General features: G+C 35.5%; 16 protein-coding genes and 3 pseudogenes. 11 read left to right on the top strand and 8 right to left on the bottom strand.

The features are described 5' to 3' along the window. Nucleotides 1–55: 55 nt before the first annotated feature. From AC1PU0_RS12060 to AC1PU0_RS12015, 10 genes and pseudogenes are all read left to right on the top strand, one after another. Entirely contained in the window at nucleotides 56–1,834 is a 1,779-nt protein-coding gene (locus AC1PU0_RS12060; RefSeq protein ID WP_430597461.1) for an MSCRAMM family protein, read from the top strand. 67 nt (nucleotides 1,835–1,901) lie between these two features. Continuing rightward, nucleotides 1,902–2,546, top strand: a complete 645-nt coding sequence (locus AC1PU0_RS12055) for a WxL domain-containing protein (RefSeq protein WP_430597460.1) — start codon at nucleotides 1,902–1,904, stop codon at nucleotides 2,544–2,546. Between the two features lie 34 nt (nucleotides 2,547–2,580). Next, nucleotides 2,581–3,678, top strand: coding sequence for a WxLIP family cell surface protein (locus AC1PU0_RS12050; protein ID WP_479998413.1), 1,098 nt, complete (start codon nucleotides 2,581–2,583; stop codon nucleotides 3,676–3,678). A 34-nt stretch (nucleotides 3,679–3,712) separates the two neighbouring features. Further along, complete coding sequence (locus AC1PU0_RS12045) at nucleotides 3,713–4,048, top strand: LPXTG cell wall anchor domain-containing protein (protein WP_479998412.1); 336 nt, start codon at nucleotides 3,713–3,715, stop codon at nucleotides 4,046–4,048. Between the two features lie 71 nt (nucleotides 4,049–4,119). Continuing rightward, on the top strand, nucleotides 4,120–4,938 hold the full coding sequence (locus AC1PU0_RS12040; protein ID WP_206837367.1) for a WxL domain-containing protein: 819 nt from the start codon (nucleotides 4,120–4,122) through the stop codon (nucleotides 4,936–4,938). A 163-nt stretch (nucleotides 4,939–5,101) separates the two neighbouring features. After that, nucleotides 5,102–6,214 carry a WxLIP family cell surface protein gene (locus AC1PU0_RS12035; RefSeq protein WP_479998411.1) on the top strand — a complete coding sequence of 371 codons (1,113 nt, stop codon included), beginning with the start codon at nucleotides 5,102–5,104 and terminating at the stop codon, nucleotides 6,212–6,214. 187 nt (nucleotides 6,215–6,401) lie between these two features. Further along, on the top strand, nucleotides 6,402–7,457 hold the full coding sequence (locus AC1PU0_RS12030; RefSeq protein ID WP_206849396.1) for a PA14 domain-containing protein: 1,056 nt from the start codon (nucleotides 6,402–6,404) through the stop codon (nucleotides 7,455–7,457). 213 nt (nucleotides 7,458–7,670) lie between these two features. Further along, nucleotides 7,671–9,119, top strand: a complete 1,449-nt coding sequence (locus AC1PU0_RS12025; RefSeq protein ID WP_206849394.1) for an SdrD B-like domain-containing protein — start codon at nucleotides 7,671–7,673, stop codon at nucleotides 9,117–9,119. 122 nt (nucleotides 9,120–9,241) lie between these two features. Then, complete coding sequence (locus AC1PU0_RS12020; RefSeq protein WP_069655160.1) at nucleotides 9,242–9,991, top strand: ABC transporter ATP-binding protein; 750 nt, start codon at nucleotides 9,242–9,244, stop codon at nucleotides 9,989–9,991. Further along, nucleotides 9,981–11,806, top strand: a pseudogene (locus AC1PU0_RS12015) (ABC transporter permease). Before AC1PU0_RS12020 ends, AC1PU0_RS12015 begins: the two are co-directional and overlap by 11 nt. Before the next feature lie 49 nt (nucleotides 11,807–11,855). Here the strand turns inward: AC1PU0_RS12015 and AC1PU0_RS12010 are convergent. After that, complete coding sequence (locus AC1PU0_RS12010) at nucleotides 11,856–12,212, bottom strand: helix-turn-helix domain-containing protein (RefSeq protein WP_479998409.1); 357 nt, start codon at nucleotides 12,210–12,212, stop codon at nucleotides 11,856–11,858. Between the two features lie 84 nt (nucleotides 12,213–12,296). After that, nucleotides 12,297–12,800, bottom strand: a complete 504-nt coding sequence (locus AC1PU0_RS12005) for a nucleoside 2-deoxyribosyltransferase (protein WP_206849391.1) — start codon at nucleotides 12,798–12,800, stop codon at nucleotides 12,297–12,299. A gap of 202 nt (nucleotides 12,801–13,002) precedes the next feature. Between AC1PU0_RS12005 and rlmN the strand changes: the two genes are divergently transcribed. Then, complete coding sequence (gene rlmN, locus AC1PU0_RS12000) at nucleotides 13,003–14,073, top strand: dual-specificity RNA methyltransferase RlmN (protein ID WP_206837395.1); 1,071 nt, start codon at nucleotides 13,003–13,005, stop codon at nucleotides 14,071–14,073. A gap of 180 nt (nucleotides 14,074–14,253) precedes the next feature. Here the strand turns inward: rlmN and AC1PU0_RS11995 are convergent. From AC1PU0_RS11995 to AC1PU0_RS11970, 6 genes and pseudogenes are all read right to left on the bottom strand, one after another. Beyond that, a pseudogene (locus AC1PU0_RS11995) lies at nucleotides 14,254–15,557 on the bottom strand (ISL3 family transposase). Between the two features lie 129 nt (nucleotides 15,558–15,686). Then, nucleotides 15,687–17,304, bottom strand: a pseudogene (locus AC1PU0_RS11990) (IS1182 family transposase); the annotation flags it as partial. A 148-nt stretch (nucleotides 17,305–17,452) separates the two neighbouring features. Then, complete coding sequence (locus AC1PU0_RS11985) at nucleotides 17,453–18,382, bottom strand: LysR family transcriptional regulator (protein ID WP_111247732.1); 930 nt, start codon at nucleotides 18,380–18,382, stop codon at nucleotides 17,453–17,455. A gap of 74 nt (nucleotides 18,383–18,456) precedes the next feature. Next, nucleotides 18,457–19,224 carry a DeoR/GlpR family DNA-binding transcription regulator gene (locus AC1PU0_RS11980; RefSeq protein WP_111247731.1) on the bottom strand — a complete coding sequence of 256 codons (768 nt, stop codon included), beginning with the start codon at nucleotides 19,222–19,224 and terminating at the stop codon, nucleotides 18,457–18,459. Nucleotides 19,225–19,239: 15 nt separating this feature from the next. Beyond that, nucleotides 19,240–19,485, bottom strand: a complete 246-nt coding sequence (locus tag AC1PU0_RS11975; RefSeq protein WP_479998406.1) for a hypothetical protein — start codon at nucleotides 19,483–19,485, stop codon at nucleotides 19,240–19,242. Between the two features lie 50 nt (nucleotides 19,486–19,535). After that, nucleotides 19,536–20,003 carry a hypothetical protein gene (locus tag AC1PU0_RS11970; RefSeq protein WP_479998404.1) on the bottom strand — a complete coding sequence of 156 codons (468 nt, stop codon included), beginning with the start codon at nucleotides 20,001–20,003 and terminating at the stop codon, nucleotides 19,536–19,538. Nucleotides 20,004–20,133: the final 130 nt, after the last annotated feature.

Here is a 20,133-nt window from a genome sequence, read left to right as displayed (position 1 = left end):
TGCCTTGAATCGGGCTTTCTTTTCAAAATACCATATCTATTAGGAGTTGTTAAACGTGAGAAAAAAAATGAGTCTAGTCCTTTTGATTAGCTGTTTAGGTGTATTATGTCTAAATTTGTTTGGGAATACAAAGATTAATGCAGCGAATGAAACACTAGATAAAGAGTCATCAGTTTTCCAAAATGTTAGTTTATCAAAAATCGAGCAACAAACGGGCACTGTAGCGAAAAACTCGCTTAAAAACGGAGAATCAATTAATTATGATGATGTTTTTCAAGTGAAATACCATCTATCAATCCCCGATGAGATGAAGCTTACAAAGAATCAAACATTTACTACGAACCTTCCCTATCTTACCCCAAGCAGTAAAGAACCAGTTGAAGTAAAGGATAAAGACAAAAATATCTTAGGGAAATGGAAAATGATAACAGACGCTAAGGGGTCAAAGCGATTGTCGTTTCAAGTAAGTGATTTTTTCGTCGAATCAAAGAAACACGAAGCAGATATCGAATTTACTGCTCGTCTAGATTCTTCAATCACAAATAAAAAGCAGATAGTATCATTTAAATTTGAGACCAAGAAAGAATCCGATTTAGAATTAACGGTTTTAGAGGTTCCTTTCTTAGATGGTTCAACCGAAAAAGTAAACACTAAAATACCAGAAAAATCAATAGTAAAAGGTGACGAAAAAACTCGGTCTAAGAGAGCAACTGTGGTGTCACCAAGAACAAAAAATGCAACTGTGGAAAATAAAGCGGCTACCTATTCAATCAAGGTGTATACAATAGATAAAGAGGATCACAGCATACCTGTTAATGGGGTAATTGCGCTTTTTTCTTACGATAATCTATCAGAGGCAATAAGAATAGAGACGACAGTGAATGGTCAGCTTACATTTACTGATCTACCAGCTGGGAGGTATCGGGTTGCTGCTGGGGCAAGCCAAAGCGCTGGTTATTATGCACGTGTAGGAGTAGCAAATTATCATGAGTTCATTGTACCCTCTACTAATCAAACAGCTACTGTTGAATATTTGAGAGGTTGGGGAAGTGTTAGATTGACAAAGCAAGATGAGACAACTGGCGCTGTTCTTCCAGGAGCAGAATTTAAATTAGTAAAAAATAATCCAGATAATTCAATTGAAGTGGTGAAAGAAGGGATAGTTTCAACAAATAAAGGGATTGTTCAAGTTGATCAGCTTTTTGTAGGAAATTATTCATTCATTGAGACTAAAGCACCAGAGGGGTATATTCTTGATAGCACCCCGATAGTGGTTAGTCTCAAACATGAAATATTAGTGTATCCAGATCCTAAATCTAAACCACTTTGGACTCCTGAGAGCAAGAAAACTAAAACAAATAAAAAAGCAGATATAACAATGAGCAGTAGCACAGTTCCAACAAATTTAAATTTTGGAAAGACGAAAATTCAAAATTCTAGAAATGAAACATTCACTGCCACAGAGTATGGGTTTCCAACAGTTGGAAAAGTAGTGATTGATGATACGCGTTCCAATGGTGGCTGGACATTAAAAGTGAAGCAAAACTCAGATTTTGTTGCGACTGATGGTAGTCCTTTGGTGAATACAACGCTTGATGTTGCAATCGGTCGCGTAACGAATACAGCTTCTAATTTACCGAGTTATATAAGACAAGTCGTTTCGTTAAAAAGCGGGGTAGAAAATTCGATTGCTATAGCGAAAACGACAGAAGGAACAGGGAAAACAACGATTCCTTTGGATAAATTTTCGTTGACTGTTCCAAAAGAAACAACTAAGAAAATAAGTCAATATAATTCGTCGCTCACTTGGACACTTTCAGATGTTCCACAATAGATTCGATCAAATACGTTATCAAGCTTGAAAAAGCTTAATATAAAAAATATTTTTAGGGGGATTTTAAATGAAAAAGTTGATACATGCAACGTTATTATCTGGATTAGCATTAACTGCGATTGGGTTTTCCAATCAATCATTAGCTGTAGATAAAGACACGAAATCAACAAATGCAACAATTACCTATACAGAAGGGGATATGACGATTGATCCTGGAGATGGAAGTTTAGGCTCGGGTTTACCTGACAATTTAAACTTTGGTGCACACAAAATTCAAAATAAAACAGCCGAAAATTGGATAGCTACTGACAATGGAATGGAAGGTGGTCCAGTTACGACTGGTAAGCTGACAGTCAATGATGCTCGAGGAACCAAAGCAGGTTGGAGTGTGAAAGTGGTTCAAACATCTCAATTTACAGAAAAAGGTGGAACTGGACAATTAACGAATGCTGCATTAACTATCAAGACCGGTTCTGCGACGAATACAGGAGGAACAAGACCTACAAGTGGTAAAATCAATAATTCACTGACCTTAGTTCCTGGTGCTGGAGGAGAGCAATTGATATTTGGTGCTAAAGTAGCAACAGGTGATGGAATTTCAACATTAGAATTATCAAAATTCGAGCTGGCTGTACCAGTTGATACTGCTAGAAGAGCTGTAGAGTATCAATCTACATTGACTTGGACATTATCTGATACACCAGCACCATAAAAGAGTAACTAGATAAATTTTGAGAGGGATAACAATGAGTAGCAATCAAAAACGATTTAATTTTTTCGTTATAGGATTCGTTATCAGTTTATTTTTTGGCACAACTACAGTTGTTTACGCCACAATTGATGAAACATTTGCTGGATTTACAACAGATGCCAAATTACCTGATAATCAGTACACAAAAGAAGTCACTTATTTTGATTTGAAGATGATACCTAGTCAAAAACAAGAACTAGAAGTTATATTAACGAATGCTTCCTCTAAGGAGATTGTTGTTGTCCCTTCAATTAATCGTGCTCAAACAAATCGAGCAGGTGTAGTGACCTATTCGGTTAAAAGTGAAACAAACAATGCGGGTTTAACGTACAACATTGAAGATATTATAACCATTGCTGAAAAAGAGATCGTTTTAAAAGCCCATGAACAATATAAGCTAAAGTTGCAGGTGGAAATGCCAGAACAGCCATTTGAGGGTATTTTAGCTGGAGGATTATATTTATACAATAAAACAACAGCTAAAACAGAGGGGAACATAAAAAATCATTTTGCTAGAGAAATTGCCTTGATTCTGAGAACGACAGATAATAGTGAAGAAATACTCGGTGATTTAGCATTGACAAAGGTGCGTACGGATCAAGAAAATGCCAGAAATGTTATTAGTTTATTATTAGAGAACGCGCAACCAGCTTATTTATCAGCAGTGGACTTTAAAGGAAGCATAACAAAATCCGGCTCTCAAGAACCGCTGTTAACACTAGACAAAAAGAATCTGTCGATTGCGCCAAATAGCACATTTGATTTACCGATTCCTCTAAATGGTGAGCCGTTTAAAGCTGGGAAGTATGAGTTTAAAGGAACAGCTACTCAAAAGGAAAGAGTTTGGCAATTTGACCAAAAATTTCAAATCACATCAGAAGAAGCCAAGAAATTAAACCAAAAAGATGTAAGTATCAAAAAAGAAACTATTTTTGAGAACCGTCTAGTTCTGATATTGATAGGTCTTCTAGTTTTGTTACTACTGATTCTAATCGTTTTACTTTTCCGTATATATAAAAAGAAACGTGCTAGAAGAAAACGGAAAGACCAACGAAGGAAAAAGAAGAAGCGAACGAAGGTGTTGAAAAAGTAGCTAAACAGAGAATCTACACAGAAAGGATTAGGATATGAAAAAATTAGTGTATATCATGGGTTTCATGCTCCTTTTTACCGTTTTATTAAGTTCGAACTATTCAGCAATGGCACAAGAGTACAATGGTCCCGCGAACATAACGACTGTTGGGGGAATACGCTTTTATGAAACAGACGATACAGAAACAACTACTACTTCTGATTCGTCTAATACAACAGAAACAGAGACTTATGAGAAACCAAAAGAGCTTTCGAGCAAACCGCGCTTTCCAAATACAGGAGAGACAAGTACGCGCTTTATACTTGTTATTGGTCTAGTATTCGTTTTTATAGCATTTTTAGGGTTGATGAACAAGAGAAGTAAGAAATAAACAATTCATTATGGGTTACTAAAGTATCAATACTTTAATAATAAAAAAAGTTTTTTAAGGAGAGATTGACAATGAAATTGACAAAATTAGTAATGAGCGGTGCCGCCTTGGCCACAATAGTAGGAATTGGGGCGTTAAATGCAGATGCAGCAACTTATAAAGACGCTACAAATGCCGCAACAAATGGGAATATTAGCTTTACGGATGATGGAACAAATAATATTCCAGATCCAGAAAATCCTGATAAACCAACGAATCCAGTTGATCCGACAGATCCAGATAATCCAGATAAACCAGGCGGCAATGAAAATCCAGGAGATTTAAAATTAGTTGTCGTGCCAGATTTTGATTTTGGCTCACAAAAAAAATCTAGTGGAGAAGTAACTGCGAATGCGAAAGTTGTTGCAGCATGGGATGAGAATAAAAATAAGGTTTATCGTGCACCATGGATCACGACGCATGATATGAGAACAGAACGCGATACGGGTTGGACTGTTTCAGTAACTTCAGGCCAATTTACATTGACTGGTGCGGGGAATCAAAACAAAGTAATCAATGGTGGCGAGATCGTATTGACAAATGCAAATTATGAAGGCTCAAGTACTACTAAACCAACCATTCATTCAAAAGCGGTTGGAAAAGACATTGCTACAGGATTAGTTTTAACACCTGGAACAGAAGTTTCAATAGCAAGTTCTGATTCGTCAGGAGCTCAAGGAATTGGTGATTATTCACTAGCATTAGGAACAAATGGTAACGGGACGTATAAAGCAGATTCAGTTACAGATGGCGTAACATTTAGAATGCCAGCGAAGACAGCTGTTGAAACAGGAGAATATCAAGCTGTATTAAATTGGGAATTAAAACCAATACTAATTCCTTTCGGATAATAAAATGAAATAGGAAAACTGAGGTATAGCTCTTTGAGTTGTACCTCAGATTTATAATGATTGAGTGGATGGTAGAATTACATGTTTTTTGAGGATACTCATTTACGTATTGCTCGTTATGGACTTTTATCTTAAACTCTAATTTCCAAGAAGGAGCAGTTAGATGCGTAAACTGAATAAATATATTTTATGCTTAGTAGGACTATGTTTGTTTCTTTTTTCAAGAAACGAAGGACACGCTGCGGAGTCAACGAAACAAGGAGGCACAGGAGCGGCTTTTTCTGTTGAGGCTATTTATCCTGAGAATCAGCAAAGAGGAGAAAGTGGTTACTATGATTTAAACGTCATACCAGGAAGTAAGCAAGAAATAAAAGCAAAAGTAAAGAATTATTCTGATCATACGATAGAGGTTTTTATTGACGTCACACGAGGAACTACTAGTGATGGTGGCGTTATTAGCTACAAAGAATTTGATAAAGAAAAAGATAGTAGCATGTTAATAGATATAAAAAAACTAGTACAGGTGAAGGAACCTGTAGTGAAACTAGGCGCAAAAGAGAGTAAAGAAATAGTAGCTGAGTTAAGCGTACCAGAAGCTCCTTATGAAGGCCAATTATTAGGCGGACTTCACTTCTCAGAAAAGTATCAATCGTCTGAAGAAGACCAAAAGAAATCCGTGATCAATACTTTTTCTTATAGTCTTCCAATCATATTGACGGAATCAAGTACAAAAACTGAAAATAAACTAGACTTGATTAAGGCAGAAGCAGGACAACGGAATTTTCATAATTTTATTGAAGCGATCCTACAAAATCAAGCACCTAGTATTATTCATAAAATGACAATTGATGGTAAAGTGATCGCTAAAAAGACGAATAAGGTAATCTATGCTCGAAAAGAAGATGCCTTTCAGATGGCACCTAATTCAACAGTAAGATTTGGTTTTGACATGAGAGACACTGAAATGATTGCTGGAAATTATGAAATTGTCATGAACGTGACAGCTGATAAACAGAAGTATGCGTTAAAAAAAGAATTCACGATTTCGAAAGAAGTGGCAAAGAAATTCAACGATGAATCTGTCTATTTACAAAAAGAAGATTCGAACCTTCTTTTATGGTTAATTATGGGAACTGGTGGCACCTTAATAGTCCTTATGTTGGCTATAATTATTTGGCGGAAACGAAAAAAGAGAAAACGTATTCAAAAAAGAAATGCAGCTAAACGTAAAAATAAAAAGAAAAGTAAAAAGAATAAAAAAGTAACTGAAGGATAATTATTTTAAAGGATGGTACAAAGGGAGACTATTTTTTAAAGAGAGAAACGCAATGATCCTGTGTTTTTTACTTGTAAATAATTAATTCTTATCAAAAAGTAATTAAAAATAAACAATTTACATGTTATTTTTTAGTGGTACAATCAAAAAGGGGGTAAACAAAAAAATAAAAAGGGGATGGAAATGTATGGTATCAACAATAAGAAAGAAAATGCCGTTAATTATTTGTACTTTAATTGCTTGTTTTGCGTTACTTAGTATCAATTCAAGTGTGGCTTCAGCTGATGAAGGAAATTCGCTCACTAGAGCAGAAGGCAAATTAGTTCATGGCGTTTATACGGAATATTTTAGAAGAGAAGGCATTAATTATATTCCAGTTGCAAGTCAATATGAAAATAGCAATTTAGATTTTACTTGTAGTTTTAACAGAGAACCTTATCCAGGCATTAATCCGAATAATGGCTTTAGAGTAATTAAAACTGCCTATGTTAAACTAAGTGGTTCAGGTACTTACATGTTTATGACAAGTACTACTGGAAATACTCAAGTCTATATTGATGATGTTCTTGTTCAACCAACCTATCCATATGTTAATTTGCAAGCTGGTCAAATCATCAAGATCAAAGTCGTTAGTAATTTCCCGACGAATGCACAAAGTAAAGCGGGTCAATTCGTTACGGATTTTTATTGGAAATCTCCAGAAATTGGCCTTAATTTTCCAGCACAGCATATTGCACAAGAATTGCTTTATACAACGCCCGATTTACAAGGTATAGATATCGTTGTGCCAGACAAATTGGTTCATGGCGTTTATACAGAGTATGAAAGACGTCAACCAATGGGGAATTTTATTCCTGTTGCAAGTCAATTTGAAGACACTACACTCGATTTTAGGTGTCAATACAACAAGCAACCGTACCCAGGAATCGATCCTGCAGCGGGTTTCCGCGTGAAGAAAACAGCATACATTCAATTAACAGATACTGGAACATACAGATTTTATTCTGCTAACAGTAATGTAATTCCACAAATCTATGTTAATGATGTACTTGTTCAAAATAGTTATCCAGTGTATCTTCAAGCGGGTCAGATTATCAAAGTGAAGGTAGTAGCAGCATTCCACAAGCCTTCTCCAAGTGGTTATAATTATGACTTGGCGTGGTCGACACCATCTAGTCCAGCTCCGTATAAACTAATTCCACAAGAATTACTTTATACAACACCAGACTTAAATGGCGTTTAAAAGAACCGAGTAGTAAATTGTTTACCCCTTTTAATACGTTATGACTCTAAAAATACGTAAAAGTAACAATGATAAAACCTCCCAAAGCTAAATATTTCCCCTTTCACGTGGTTTAATTCGGTAAGGATAAACCAAAAGAGAGAGAATATTTTATAGTTTTGGGAGATTTTTAGTATAAAAATAGTTAAAATTTTTTTGAGAAAGGTGGATAATATGAAAAAAATTAAAATGAAACATATGTTTTTAGCTCTAATGATTATTGTAAGTTTTTTGACTTCTGGTGTATCTGTAATGGCAAAAGGGAGCAACAGTAAAGCGGAAGGAACAGCTTCTATTAGTGCAATCCTGTTTGAAGATGTAAACGTCAACGGTCAACAGGAGACGGATGAGCCTGGAATGGAGGGAATCACCGTCAGATTACTAAACGAGTCTGGAACAGAAATTACGAAAACTATAACGAATGCACAGGGGAAATATACATTTGATAAGCTTGTATCAGATGTATATCAGTTAAAAGTAGACTATCCAGAGGGGTATATAAAGGTTACAAATGGTTCTGTAAATTTCTCTTCTAGTGGGCTTTCTTTCCCGTTTGAACTAGATGAGGGGGAAATGTTTACGGATGCCTGGATTGGATTCCAGTCTACAGACCCAACTATAACAGGAACCGTTTTTAATGATGAAAATAAGAGCGGTGATAAGGATGCAGCAGAAAAAGGCGTTGCAGGAATCGAATTAGGTCTTTATGTAGCCGGAAGCACAAATCCTATTCAAACAGTCAAAACTGATGCAAATGGAAAGTATTCTTTTGTAAAGATTCCACCCGGTAAAACTTACGAAATAAAGCCAATTTCACTGCCATCCCAATATGAAATAATTAAAAATAGTAATTTTGATGAGAATGGGAAAAGCATTCAATTCGCTTTAGAAACACTAGATAAAAAATACAATGTAGACTTAGCATTGTATGAAACGATTCCAGTAACTGGCATCAATGTGGAACCAAAAGAATTGATTCAGTACGTTGGAGATACTGGTAAATTGACAGTTACAATTACTCCAGAGAATGCAACGTATAAGGAGGTTTCTTACGTCAGTGGAGATCCAACTGTTATGACTGTGGATAAAGATGGGAACTGGGAAGCTAAAAAAGTTGGAGTTACGGTTATAAAAGTCAAGACTGAAAATGGCTTAACGTTTGAAGTAAATGTAACAGTCAAAGAAAGAGAAGGTGTTGGCGCTACATTCTATGATTATCCAAGATATTTGGGCTATTTTATACAGAAAGGAACAGGGACCGCGAAAAATTTTGATGATGATTATAATAATGTAGAACCTTACAAAGGTCTAGGAACTGATTATTATAAGGTAAAAAAAGTAGGATATGTGACGCTTAAAGACACTGGTCTTTATACTTTCTCGATTGAGGTAGATGATAATGGTGCCGTTTATTTAAATGACGAAAAAATTATTGATCGCGATAATATCACTGGAGGAACATTAAAGAATTTCCGCTATTTTAAAGCAGGACAAAGGATTAAAATTACAACGGAGCATTTTAATAAAGAAGCGCCGGTTTCCTATTTTCATTTAAGGTGGCAAACACCAAGTAACCCTTACTCTCCAAAAGCAATTCCAGATTCTGAAATTACAATGGAATAACTAGTTCGTTTAGTCGCTATAACAGGTTGCTTACAAAAATGTAAGCAATCTGTTATTTTTTTCTATGGTGTGTTCGAATTATTTGGACTAGACTAACAACGTAGAGAAAAGGAGCGATAATGATGTTACAAGTAGAAAATTTATCTAAAACGTATGGACAAGAAATTAAATATGAAGCCTTAAAAGGATTGAATTTGACCGTTAATGACAGTGAATTTATTGGGATCATGGGGCCATCTGGAAGTGGAAAAAGTACCTTTTTGAACCTATTAGCAACAATCGATCAGCCAACAGCTGGACAGATTTTAATGAATGGAAAAGATCCAAATCAGCTGAATCAAGAGGAAATTGCTAAATTCAGACGAAGAGAGTTAGGCTTTATTTTTCAAAGTTTTAACTTGATGCCAACTTTAACTGTAGAAGAAAATATTGTATTACCCTTAACGTTGGATGGCGAAAAAATCTCAGTGATGAAAAAGAAACTTACTATTTTAGCGGACCGTTTAGGTATTGCAAGTTTATTAAAAAAACGAATTGCAGAAATCTCAGGTGGGCAGGCCCAACGTGTGGCTGTGGCTCGGGCAATGATTCATCAACCACAATTATTATTGGCGGATGAACCGACTGGAAATTTAGATACAAAATCTTCAAAAGATGTAATGCAATTGTTGCAACAATTAAACGAAGAAGAAAAAGCAACGATTTTGATGGTGACTCACGATCCTCTAGCTGCAAGTTATTGCAAGCGAATTGTGTTTATCAAAGATGGTGAACTGATTGATGAGATCCATCATAATGGAAATCAAAAAGTGTTTTACGATGAAATCATGGTAAAACTATCTGAGATTGAAGGTGTCGATAATGAATTTTAGTCAATTTGTTATTCGAAACACTTTACGAAACAAACACCTGTACATGGCTTATTTCCTAAGTACCTTATTTTCTGTCATGGTGTTTTTCACTTTTACGGTATTTGCTTTTCATCCAGCATTGTCTAATGGGCTAAATAAAAACGCGCAAATGGGCATGCTTGCTGAGCGATCATTATTTATGGTTTTGCATTTTTCTTTGTTCTTTATTCGATGGATGTGTTTATCCAATCTAGAAAAAAAGAATTTGGCCTGTTGATGATTCAAGGGATGAGCCCAAAGCAATTGAAAAAAATGATTTTTATTGAAAATCTAGTGATTGGATTTTTTGCGACAATCATTGGAAGCATTGCTGGAGTTGGTTTTTCACAAGTGATCTTATGGTTAAGTAATAAATTGATGCATGTGAATTTTGGTTTCTATTTTCCAGTACAAGCACTTGTTCTAACGATTATTTCGTTTGCTGTACTATTTTTAGCTATTTCGGTTTTCATTCAGTTCCGCTTACCAAAGTTGAGTTTACAGGAATTATTGAAAGCAGGAGATATCGGCAAAGGAACCATCAAAAGCTCACATATCAAAACTTTCTTAGCTATTTTGTTGATTGGCGTAGGATATGCAGTGGCTCTTTTAGTTAAAGGAATGCTAGTACCGATTGTCATGATCCCTGTGATTTTTCTCGTTGTGGTGGGGACACGTTTTTTATTCAATCAATTAAGTGTTTCAATTATTGAAGGATTGAAAAAGAAACAAACTATCTTTTGGAAAAAAACGAATATGGTTGTTTTTTCTGATTTAGCTTTTCGTATGAAAGATAATGCACGTTCATTTTTCTTAGTATCGATTATTTCCACTGTGGCCTTTGCCGCAATCGGTACATTGTATGGTTTTCAAAATATGATTTTAGAAAGTATGAACCAAGTACCATATGAATTCCAAATTTCAGGAACAGCGGAAGAAACAGCCACTATAAAACAAAACTTCTCTCAATTATTGGCAGATAAAGGGATCCATGTTGAAGAAGGAGACCTAACGACCTATAAAAATGGAGATCAGGTTGAATTGATAAAAGAATCTGAGTATAATCACCTTGCAAAAATAGCAAAAAAACCAACCCTTCAAACGGAGGGGAAAGCGATTCAGCTGTTACCAAGCAACGTGACGGGAATGGAAGAAGCAAAAGTAAATGAAGTGACAGTAGCAGATGATGTGATTTTACCGATTACTAAAACAGAGAAAACGACTGTTGTCTCGGCTTACGGTACAACGGTTGTCGTACCAGATGATACAAATGTTCAAAATATGGAAAGTACGATCACAACTGTTTGGCAACCGCAAAATAGTAATTATGACGAATTGGTATCTGTAGGGAAATTCCAAGATAAAAATATGCCATTTATAGCAAAAAGTTATTCGCAACAAATGATCACGAATGGATACGCCCCAATTTTATTTGTGGGAATTTTTATCGGAATAGTTTTCTTTGTATCAGCTGGAAGTTTCCTTTATTTCAGATTGTATAGTGATATGGATGTCGATGTGGAGAAATTTAAGATGATTTATAAGATGGGGTTGGCGAAAAAAGAATTGAAGAAAATGATCTATCAACAAGTAGGTATCTTGTTCTTTACACCGATCATTGTCTCTGTGATCCACGGAGCGGTAGCGTTAACTGCAATGTATCATATGTTCAATATGGGGATGCAAATAGCTGGCTGGCAAGTGTTAGGCGTGTTCGTCTTGATTCAAGTTGTGTACTACTTGATTGCTCGTGTATTCTATTTTAAAAAAGTATATCGTTTAGTTCAAGCATCATAAAAACATACTAAGATTAGAGGGTAAACTCATCGACGGATAAGTTTACCCTCTATTTTCCTATTTTTAGGTTTATAGTAAGAAGTGAAAGGAAGATCGACCATAGCCTCTGCCAACGAGAAATCATCCACCCACTAGGCAACTCGAATTGTCTTGCTGCTTCACCGAAAGAAGCACCTGTCGTTTCTATAAAGTGTAATACATCTCGCTTAAATTCACTAGTATATTTTGTCAGTGAACGGTGTCTTTTGAGCCCTTCTTTCCCAAAAAATTGATAGGAGTGTTTCCAATTGTAAATTAAGGCATTTGATGGGAGTCCGTATTTTTTAGCCAAGGCTCGTCCTCCCAGAGGGCCTTCTAGGTACTCTTTCACTAGCTTTAATTTGAATTCTACCTCATAATAACTCATAAAAAATAACCTCCAAAAATTGTATTTTTCACGTACAACTTTTGGGGGTCACATCATTGTATCCTACTCACATTCTGTGATTAATCAAGGTTCCACGATTCCTTGGTCATCAATCCGACCAGAGAGTTCAACATCATTATCAGCGTAAAAAGATAGAGGAGTCTCTGAAGTTATAGGAGACTTTACAGCTTCTACTATGTCTTTTTGGAATTGTTTTATTCCCTCATCTGTTGTTGTGTCATATAAAACAGAGGCATGGCCTAAATCAAATAGCAGGGGTTCACGATGTTTGTTTTGGATTTGGATTACTTGCTTTTTCAATGCTTTAGCATACCCTAATTCGTAGTAACTATTCGGATCATGACTAGATAAATCAGTAATAACCAAATCCGCTTTTTCTAAACCATCATGAATTTTTTGCTCTATTTGGCGTTGATCTGTATCAAGATCAACTTTTAACAGGTCAAATGTTAATTTGTTTTTAACAAAGGCATCTTGAATGTAGCCAACCAGTAAATCGGTGTGACCTTTAAAATTACTGGTATTTTCATTGATCGGTGTTGTAAAGAAGCATACGTTTGTTTTCATAAAAAAGACCTCTTTTCTTATTTTTAAGTATAGCAACGATTGGAGAGTGAAACAAACAATACGAATGGAGATTGTTGAAGGGGAAATCAAAGGGATAAGAAATGTCTAAATCTGCGGACTAACCTAGATAACATATAGACAAATCGGGTACAATAAGTTATAGTATGAAGCGAATGTTTAGAAGAAATGAGGAAGAAAACTAGTGGAAAAAGCGTCCATTTATGGTTTAACAAAAGAAGAGCTGATCGCATGGTTCATCGAACATGACGAGAGAAAGTTCCGGGCCACTCAAGTATGGGAATGGCTTTATATTAAACGTGTCATGGCATTTACCGACATGACGAATTTATCAAAAGATGTCATTGAGTTATTAGAAGAAAACTTTATTATCAATCCTTTGCGCCAAGTAATCATCCAGGAAGCAAAAGATGGCACAGTGAAATATCTTTTTGAATTACCGGACAAAAACATGATCGAAACGGTCTTGATGCGCCAAGAATATGGTATGTCTGTTTGTGTCACAACACAAGTGGGGTGTAATATTGGCTGTACTTTTTGCGCAAGTGGGCTATTGAAAAAACAACGCGATTTAACCGCAGGAGAAATTGTCGCTCAAATCATGCTGGTTCAACATTATTTTGATGAGCGTGGTCAAGGTGAACGAGTGAGCCACATTGTGGTAATGGGGATCGGTGAGCCGTTTGATAATTACGATAATTTAATGAACTTCCTACATACGATCAATGATCCTAAAGGTTTGGCAATTGGCGCACGCCACATTACTGTTTCAACAAGTGGGTTAGTGCCTAAAATCAAGGAATTTGCAAATAATGGCCTACAAGTCAATTTGGCGATTTCTCTTCATGCACCGAATAACGACGTTCGAACATCGATCATGCGTATCAACCGTAGCTTCCCAATTGAGAAATTAATGGAAGCAGTCGATGAATATTTGGAAAAAACGAATCGTCGAATCACATTCGAATATATCATGTTGAGTCATGTCAACGATCTACCAGAACATGCACAACAATTAGCTGATTTGTTAAAAGATAAGAAGAAGTTGACGTTTGTTAACTTGATTCCCTATAATCCAGTCAGTGAACATGATCAATATAGTCGTAGTGAAAAAGCGGATGTTATGAAGTTCTATGATATTTTGAAGAAAAACGGTGTTAACTGCGTTATTAGAAAAGAATATGGTACAGATATTGATGCCGCTTGTGGACAATTGAGAAGTAAGCAAATCAAAAAAGCAAGCAAAACTCGTTAGTTAAACCATACTAAGACAGAAGTTTATTTCCGAAGGGATTACTTCTGCCTCACCGTTTATTTGTATTTAGGGTGAGTTTGGGACGTAAGTCCCAAGAACCTTAAAAGGCTCTTTGTCAACTAATGTTGGTGAAGAAATCCAAAGAATTAAATCACTAATGAAGCCTAGAGGGAAATTCCTCTAGGTTTTTCTATTTGATTGAAAAAGAACAGTGCCAAAGCATAAAGTAATTCTCAATTTAAAATTATAGAAGTTACGGAAGCCATAGGCGTTCCTCTTTAATACTTTTATATGGTTATTCAAGCATTCTAATGGTCCGTTGGAATAAGGCAAATTCAACGCATTTTTAATGCCCGTTTGAACTTTTTTAAAGGTAGTAATGGTCGTTTGATAATAAGCTGGAAGCCTAGAATGATCTTGTTCTAATAACGCATGAAACCGTGTGTAATCTCTTGTTTGTATGGCATAGAGAAACTCTTGATAACAGGTATAGCCAGCTTTCAATTCTTCATCATAGGCAAGTAATCGTTCCACAAGTTCTGTTTCTGTTAAATAGGTACGGAAGGAAGGACGCCATTGGCGTTTTTCAAAATTAAGCTTCGATTGATTCTTTTGAAGCAGTTTCCAGTATTTCTTCAAGTGACGGTATTTTTTTGTTTCTACAGGTCCTTGATGGAGAAAGGTATTCATTCGCTGAATACGGTGTTTTAAGAACATTCGCCCAATGTGTTGCACAATATGAAAGCGGTCAAGAACAATCTTAGCCATGGGAAATAGTTTCTTAATTAAAGAAAAATAAAGCGCATACATATCGCAAACAATGTACTTTACACCTTCACGAACTGCCAAAGAAAATCGTGAAAAATAGCGTTCTAAAAAAGAAAGTTGTTGATTTTCAACGACATCCATTAACTGTTTTGTTTGCCCATCCATCATGATAAAGCTCATAGAAGCAGCGACTTGTTTCACTGATTTGAATTCATCAAAACAAAGGACTTCTGGCAAGGTGAGTCGATTGATTTTTTTTGGTTCGTAAAATTGTTTCAATACACGATAAACAGAAGAAACGGAGACCTTCTTTTGACGGGCAATTTCGCTCATAGATGTGGTGTTTCTTAAACGATCGGCAATCGAAAGCTTTACTTTTTTCGAGATCGAACAACACTTTTCGATAAGATTTGTTTCAGCGACAAAGGTTCTATCACAAGAATGACAGAAGAAACGGCGTTTCTTCAACCGTAAGTATGTTTGGTATTCAGAAACATCATTCACTAAAATCTGACAGGTTGTAAAGCTCCAACGAATAATCGAGTCGTCTTCTTTGGCACCACTATGAGGACAGGAGTGGGCTAAATAGTCTAGCGTACCAGAAAATACCTGGCAGATTCGTCCTTTGATGCGTTCCTTTTTTAAAGAGTTTTCATTAAAAGTAATGTTTAAGTCTAGAATATCTAGGTATTTTTGATAAGGTTTGTATAGGACATCTTGATTTTCTCCTTTTGATTGGTTTTAGACGACTTAATTCTAAAGGATATCAGGATGTCTTTTCTAGTATTTTGCATTAAAAAAGATGCCGGTGATTGTTCACCAACATCAGAAAGTATAGAGCCCCTTAAAATAGAAGACCGAAAATCGTAAAAAATGATTTTCGGTCTTCTATTCTTTAGATTATTGGGAGAATCCTCCTTATTTTCTAGCGTACTTAGCCTATATTTCCTTAAATTTACTGCCATTAACGTGAATCCAATTTCATTGTGTGCCTGCTGTTTCCCTCGAACAGAGAACCGAGTGAACCCTAAACAAGCCTTCAGATGTCCGAAAGCTGGTTCGACGTCAATTTTTCGTTGGCGATAAATTTTACCTGTTTCTTCTTCTGAAAGCAGCTGTTGAATTGTCGCTTTAAAGTATTCCCAGTTCATGTTCTTTTGAATCTCACGATTCTTGTCACTCTTCGTTCTTGTACATTTTCTTCGAAGAGGGCAATTTGAGCAGTCCTCACATTCATACCGTTTTAAATATCGTTTAAAACCGTACTTATTTGTACGAATGGAATAATTGCGAAAATTCATTTTCCGTCCATCGGGACAAAGAAACGTATCCTCTAATTCTTGGTACGGCCAGTTTGCTGGAAGGAACGGATTTAATTTAAACTTTTTCTTCTGTTCTTTATGATACATGGCATAAGTGATGAGTGGTGTTCGCTCATGATCCTCTAAAACCGCTTGATAGTTTTCTTCTCCTCCGTAGCCAGCATCTGCGACAATATAGGTTGGCAAATCAAAGAAACGCTCTTTTAAAGCGGTTAAAAAAGGGCGCAATGTCCGTGTATCTGTTGGATTTGAGAAAAGCTCATAGCCTAAAACGTACTGACTATTCGTGGCAATTTGAAGATTATAACCTGCTTTCAACTGACCATTTTTCATGTGATCGTCTTTCATGCGCATAAAAGTGGCATCTAGATCCGTTCTAGAGTAACTGTTTCGTTGCCCAAAAATCTGTCTATGTTTTTGATAAGCGAGTTTTCGCTCTTTAAAGTCCTGGAAAAGTTTCCTTAATTTTTTAGGAACTTTTCGTTTAGAACGGATTGATTTGCGCGTAATTCCATCCTCTGCTTGTTCGATTTTTTCTGTAAACTTTTCTACAATATGCGCGAGCTTTTCTTCAATCTTGCCTAATTCAGTGACAGATAATTCTTTTGCGGACTCTCGCTCAATTTCAGGAATAATTTGATTTTTCAGTAAGCTTTTTATCAAAGTTATCAATCGATTTTCTCCAAACAAAGGTGTATTTATTTGCATTGGCTTCAATCTTTGTGCCATCGATAAAAATGGCTTCTTCATCTATCAATTGTTCTTTGACTAAATGGCTACGGAACTGGACAAAGCACTCCCGAAGGAGTGTATTCACTAAAGGATTGACACGAAAACGATTGATGGTTCGATAACTAGGCTGATAGCTTTGAGTGAGCCACATCATACGAATACTGTCTTTCGTCAATGCTTCAATTTTGCGACCAGAAAATACAGATTGCGTGTAGGCACACAAAATCATCTTCATCATCATTTTCGGATGATATGAAGAAGGCTCCATTTGATGGTGAAAAGGAAGAAAGCGTTCCTCAGGAATACTTTCAACTAATTGATCAATGGCAAACGCAATATCATTTTTTTCTAACTGAAAACTAAAATCTAGAGGAAGAACGACTTGATTTGTGGTATAATTTTTAAACATAAGAACACCTCGCTAGTTTATTTGGTTTGTCACTTTTATTTTAGCAAAGGTGTTCTTATTTTTGAACAACAAAATAATCCAGATGCCAATCAAGTTGACTGGTATCTGGATTTTTCATTAGGACTTATGTCCCAAGCTCACCTTTTTGTTATTTTTCAGGTAAAATAGTGAAGCCATAATCTACAATATGTTCTTTTAAATAACGTAAATATTCTTCACCCATCGGAGATAAGGACATTTGAGCAGGTCGAATCCAACCAATCTCCATTGTTTCGTCCACTTCAAGAGGTAATGCCACAATGTTTTCATCATTTAATTCACGGCTTAATACACCTGAACTGATCGTATAACCGTCTACTCCAATCAAAAAATTGAACAACGTTGCTCGATCACTAACGCGGATACTTTTTTTATTGTAACGTGTACTTAAAATTTCTTCTGAAAAGTGAAAGGAATTAAATTGACCTTGTTCAAATGAAAGGTAAGGGAAATCTTCTAAATCTGCTAAAGTTACTGATTTTTTTCCAACCAAAGGATTCTTTTTACTAACAAAAACATGTGGATGAGCGGTAAATAGAGGTTGAAAGAGTAGTTGTTTTTCTTTTAATAATTTACGGATCACTTTTTCATTAAAGGTATTCAAGTATAAAATACCTAACTCGCTTTGAAAGGTACTGACGTCTTCTATAATATTATTGGTTTGTGTTTCACGAAACGTAAATTCATATTCATTTTTTTCGTAAGATTTGATCAATTGTACAAATGCATGAACAGCAAACGCATAGTGTTGCGCAGAAACTGAAAATAATCTTCGACGAGTTTCGGTGCCTTTGTATTTTTCTTCCATCAAATCGACTTGCTCCAGAATCTGACGAGCATAGGATAAAAATTCAGTTCCTTCTGTGGTAAGAACCATTCCTTTTTGTGTACGTTGAAAAATCTGAATATTCATTTCTTCTTCTAATTCCTTTACAGCTGTTGAAAGGCTTGGCTGAGTGATAAAGAGATGTTTCGCCGCTTCATTGACAGAACCTAATTCCACGATTTTTACGATATAATCCAATTGCTTGATCCGCATGATCTACCCCCCTCTTTTTAATTAATCGTATTGAACCTACGTAACTTTGCGTTGATAATTATAATTGAATAAGCTTAGATTTCAACTTGGATCACTTGTACGCCCTGTTTCTCGATTTCTCGAATCACTTCAGGAGCAGCAAATGTATCTGTGATTAAATAATTAATATCTTTAATCATTCCACTCGTAAAATTAGAGGAAAATCCAATTTTACGATAATCTGCAACAACAATCACTAAGCCATTTGTTCGTTCAATGATGAGCGAATTTATTTTAGATTCATGTAAGACGGAAGTAGTAATCCCATTTTCCATACTAAGCCCAGAGCATCCGATAATTGAAATGTCAGAAGACATTTTTGAAAAAGAGTCAATTGCAATATCCCCCACTAAGGCTTCTTTAGGAAAGCGAATTTCACCACCGGATAAAATCACGGTTGAATTTGGATTATGATCCAGATTGGCGACTTTGACATTATTTGTGACAATCGTTACACGTTTATTTTCTAAATTTTTTAAAGAGGAAAGCGCAGTAGAGCCTGTGTTGATAAATAATGTATTGCCCTCTTTAACAAATTCGGCTGCTTTCTTTGCAATCGCATTTTTTAAAATTTCAATTTCTTCATTGTAATCTTCTATACCAGTTTTTGGAACGATTTGTGCTTTTCCATGAGCGCGTTGAACCAAGCCCATCTTTTCCAGCGCCGTTAGATCACGACGGACAGTTATTTCTGAAACACCAAGTTTCAGGCTTATCTCTTTCACTAACAAACTTGTTTCTTTATTTAGTAATTCAAGTAGTTTATCTCTACGATTTTTGATTGTTTGGTGCGAGCTTTTCATTTAAAATCCTCCCTTCTAAATCATTTGAGCAACCGCAAGTGTATTGCCAAGTGTTTTAGCTTCTTTTAACGAACGATATCCTTCCGGCAGCCTATTTAGCTTAAGTAAACACTGGCCTTTTAGGTAGAGCAGATAAGTTAACTCTCGATTATTTAATCGATTTTGATCAATTAAATTTAATTCACTTAAACAGTTGTTATTTCTATTTTGATGAAAATATCTTACTCCAGCAATTTCATTCCATGAAAACAATCCCCGCATTTGCTTCTTCTTGACATTTTTTAGTTTAAACAAATTTTCTAGACAAGTATTTAAATTTTCTTCATCTTTAAAAAAAAAAAGCAATACATTTGCGTATGATAATAGATGAAGAGGTAATCGAATGTGGAGTGAAAGAAATGGTGATTCTTATGTAAATGTTTCAAACAATCAGGGTAATTCCCTTCGTCTAACAAAAGTAAGCTGTCAAAAATAATAATAGACTGTTTGAAGCCATTAAACAAATCTTTTTTTTGCAGTTTTTCTTTTAGAGCGATTGCTTTTTTCAACTCACACTCAACAGTCAGCGCAACAATCATTTTTTCGTAGATACATTTTAAATACTCGAAAAGGAGAACTACACTCAGTACAATACCGCCAAGACCACCAAAAATAAGCTTTGCTCCTACTTCATGAGTATGAGTGATCAAATAGCAGATATAGAGGGCAAACAACCCATAAACAATCCATAAAGAAATTTTTTTTCCAACATAAATAATTTTCCAAATTAAATGCTTCATATTTCTCACCTCACCGAAACTATATCATAAAAGGGTTGATATGAACATAAAAAAAGAAAAATAAAGCTATTTTAAATCATTAAATGATGAAAACGTTCTTAAAAAGTTTCAAACGATCATATAAATAGAT

This window comes from Enterococcus sp. XAF26B05_ASV22 (genome assembly GCF_056727285.1).
This window is presented reverse-complemented; position numbering and strand designations above follow the sequence as displayed.

What these genes read in the sequence shown, in the direction of transcription:
- AC1PU0_RS12055 (WP_430597460.1), top strand. Translation starts at nt 1,902, where the DNA reads ATGAAAAAGTTGATACATGCAACGTTATTATCTGGATTAGCATTAACT.
- AC1PU0_RS12050 (WP_479998413.1), top strand. Translation starts at nt 2,581, where the DNA reads ATGAGTAGCAATCAAAAACGATTTAATTTTTTCGTTATAGGATTCGTT.
- AC1PU0_RS12045 (WP_479998412.1), top strand. Translation starts at nt 3,713, where the DNA reads ATGAAAAAATTAGTGTATATCATGGGTTTCATGCTCCTTTTTACCGTT.
- AC1PU0_RS12040 (WP_206837367.1), top strand. Translation starts at nt 4,120, where the DNA reads ATGAAATTGACAAAATTAGTAATGAGCGGTGCCGCCTTGGCCACAATA.
- AC1PU0_RS12035 (WP_479998411.1), top strand. Translation starts at nt 5,102, where the DNA reads ATGCGTAAACTGAATAAATATATTTTATGCTTAGTAGGACTATGTTTG.
- AC1PU0_RS12030 (WP_206849396.1), top strand. Translation starts at nt 6,402, where the DNA reads ATGGTATCAACAATAAGAAAGAAAATGCCGTTAATTATTTGTACTTTA.
- AC1PU0_RS12025 (WP_206849394.1), top strand. Translation starts at nt 7,671, where the DNA reads ATGAAAAAAATTAAAATGAAACATATGTTTTTAGCTCTAATGATTATT.
- AC1PU0_RS12020 (WP_069655160.1), top strand. Translation starts at nt 9,242, where the DNA reads ATGTTACAAGTAGAAAATTTATCTAAAACGTATGGACAAGAAATTAAA.
- AC1PU0_RS12010 (WP_479998409.1), bottom strand. Translation starts at nt 12,212, where the DNA reads ATGAGTTATTATGAGGTAGAATTCAAATTAAAGCTAGTGAAAGAGTAC.
- AC1PU0_RS12005 (WP_206849391.1), bottom strand. Translation starts at nt 12,800, where the DNA reads ATGAAAACAAACGTATGCTTCTTTACAACACCGATCAATGAAAATACC.
- AC1PU0_RS11985 (WP_111247732.1), bottom strand. Translation starts at nt 18,382, where the DNA reads ATGCGGATCAAGCAATTGGATTATATCGTAAAAATCGTGGAATTAGGT.
- AC1PU0_RS11980 (WP_111247731.1), bottom strand. Translation starts at nt 19,224, where the DNA reads ATGAAAAGCTCGCACCAAACAATCAAAAATCGTAGAGATAAACTACTT.
- AC1PU0_RS11975 (WP_479998406.1), bottom strand. Translation starts at nt 19,485, where the DNA reads ATGCGGGGATTGTTTTCATGGAATGAAATTGCTGGAGTAAGATATTTT.
- AC1PU0_RS11970 (WP_479998404.1), bottom strand. Translation starts at nt 20,003, where the DNA reads ATGAAGCATTTAATTTGGAAAATTATTTATGTTGGAAAAAAAATTTCT.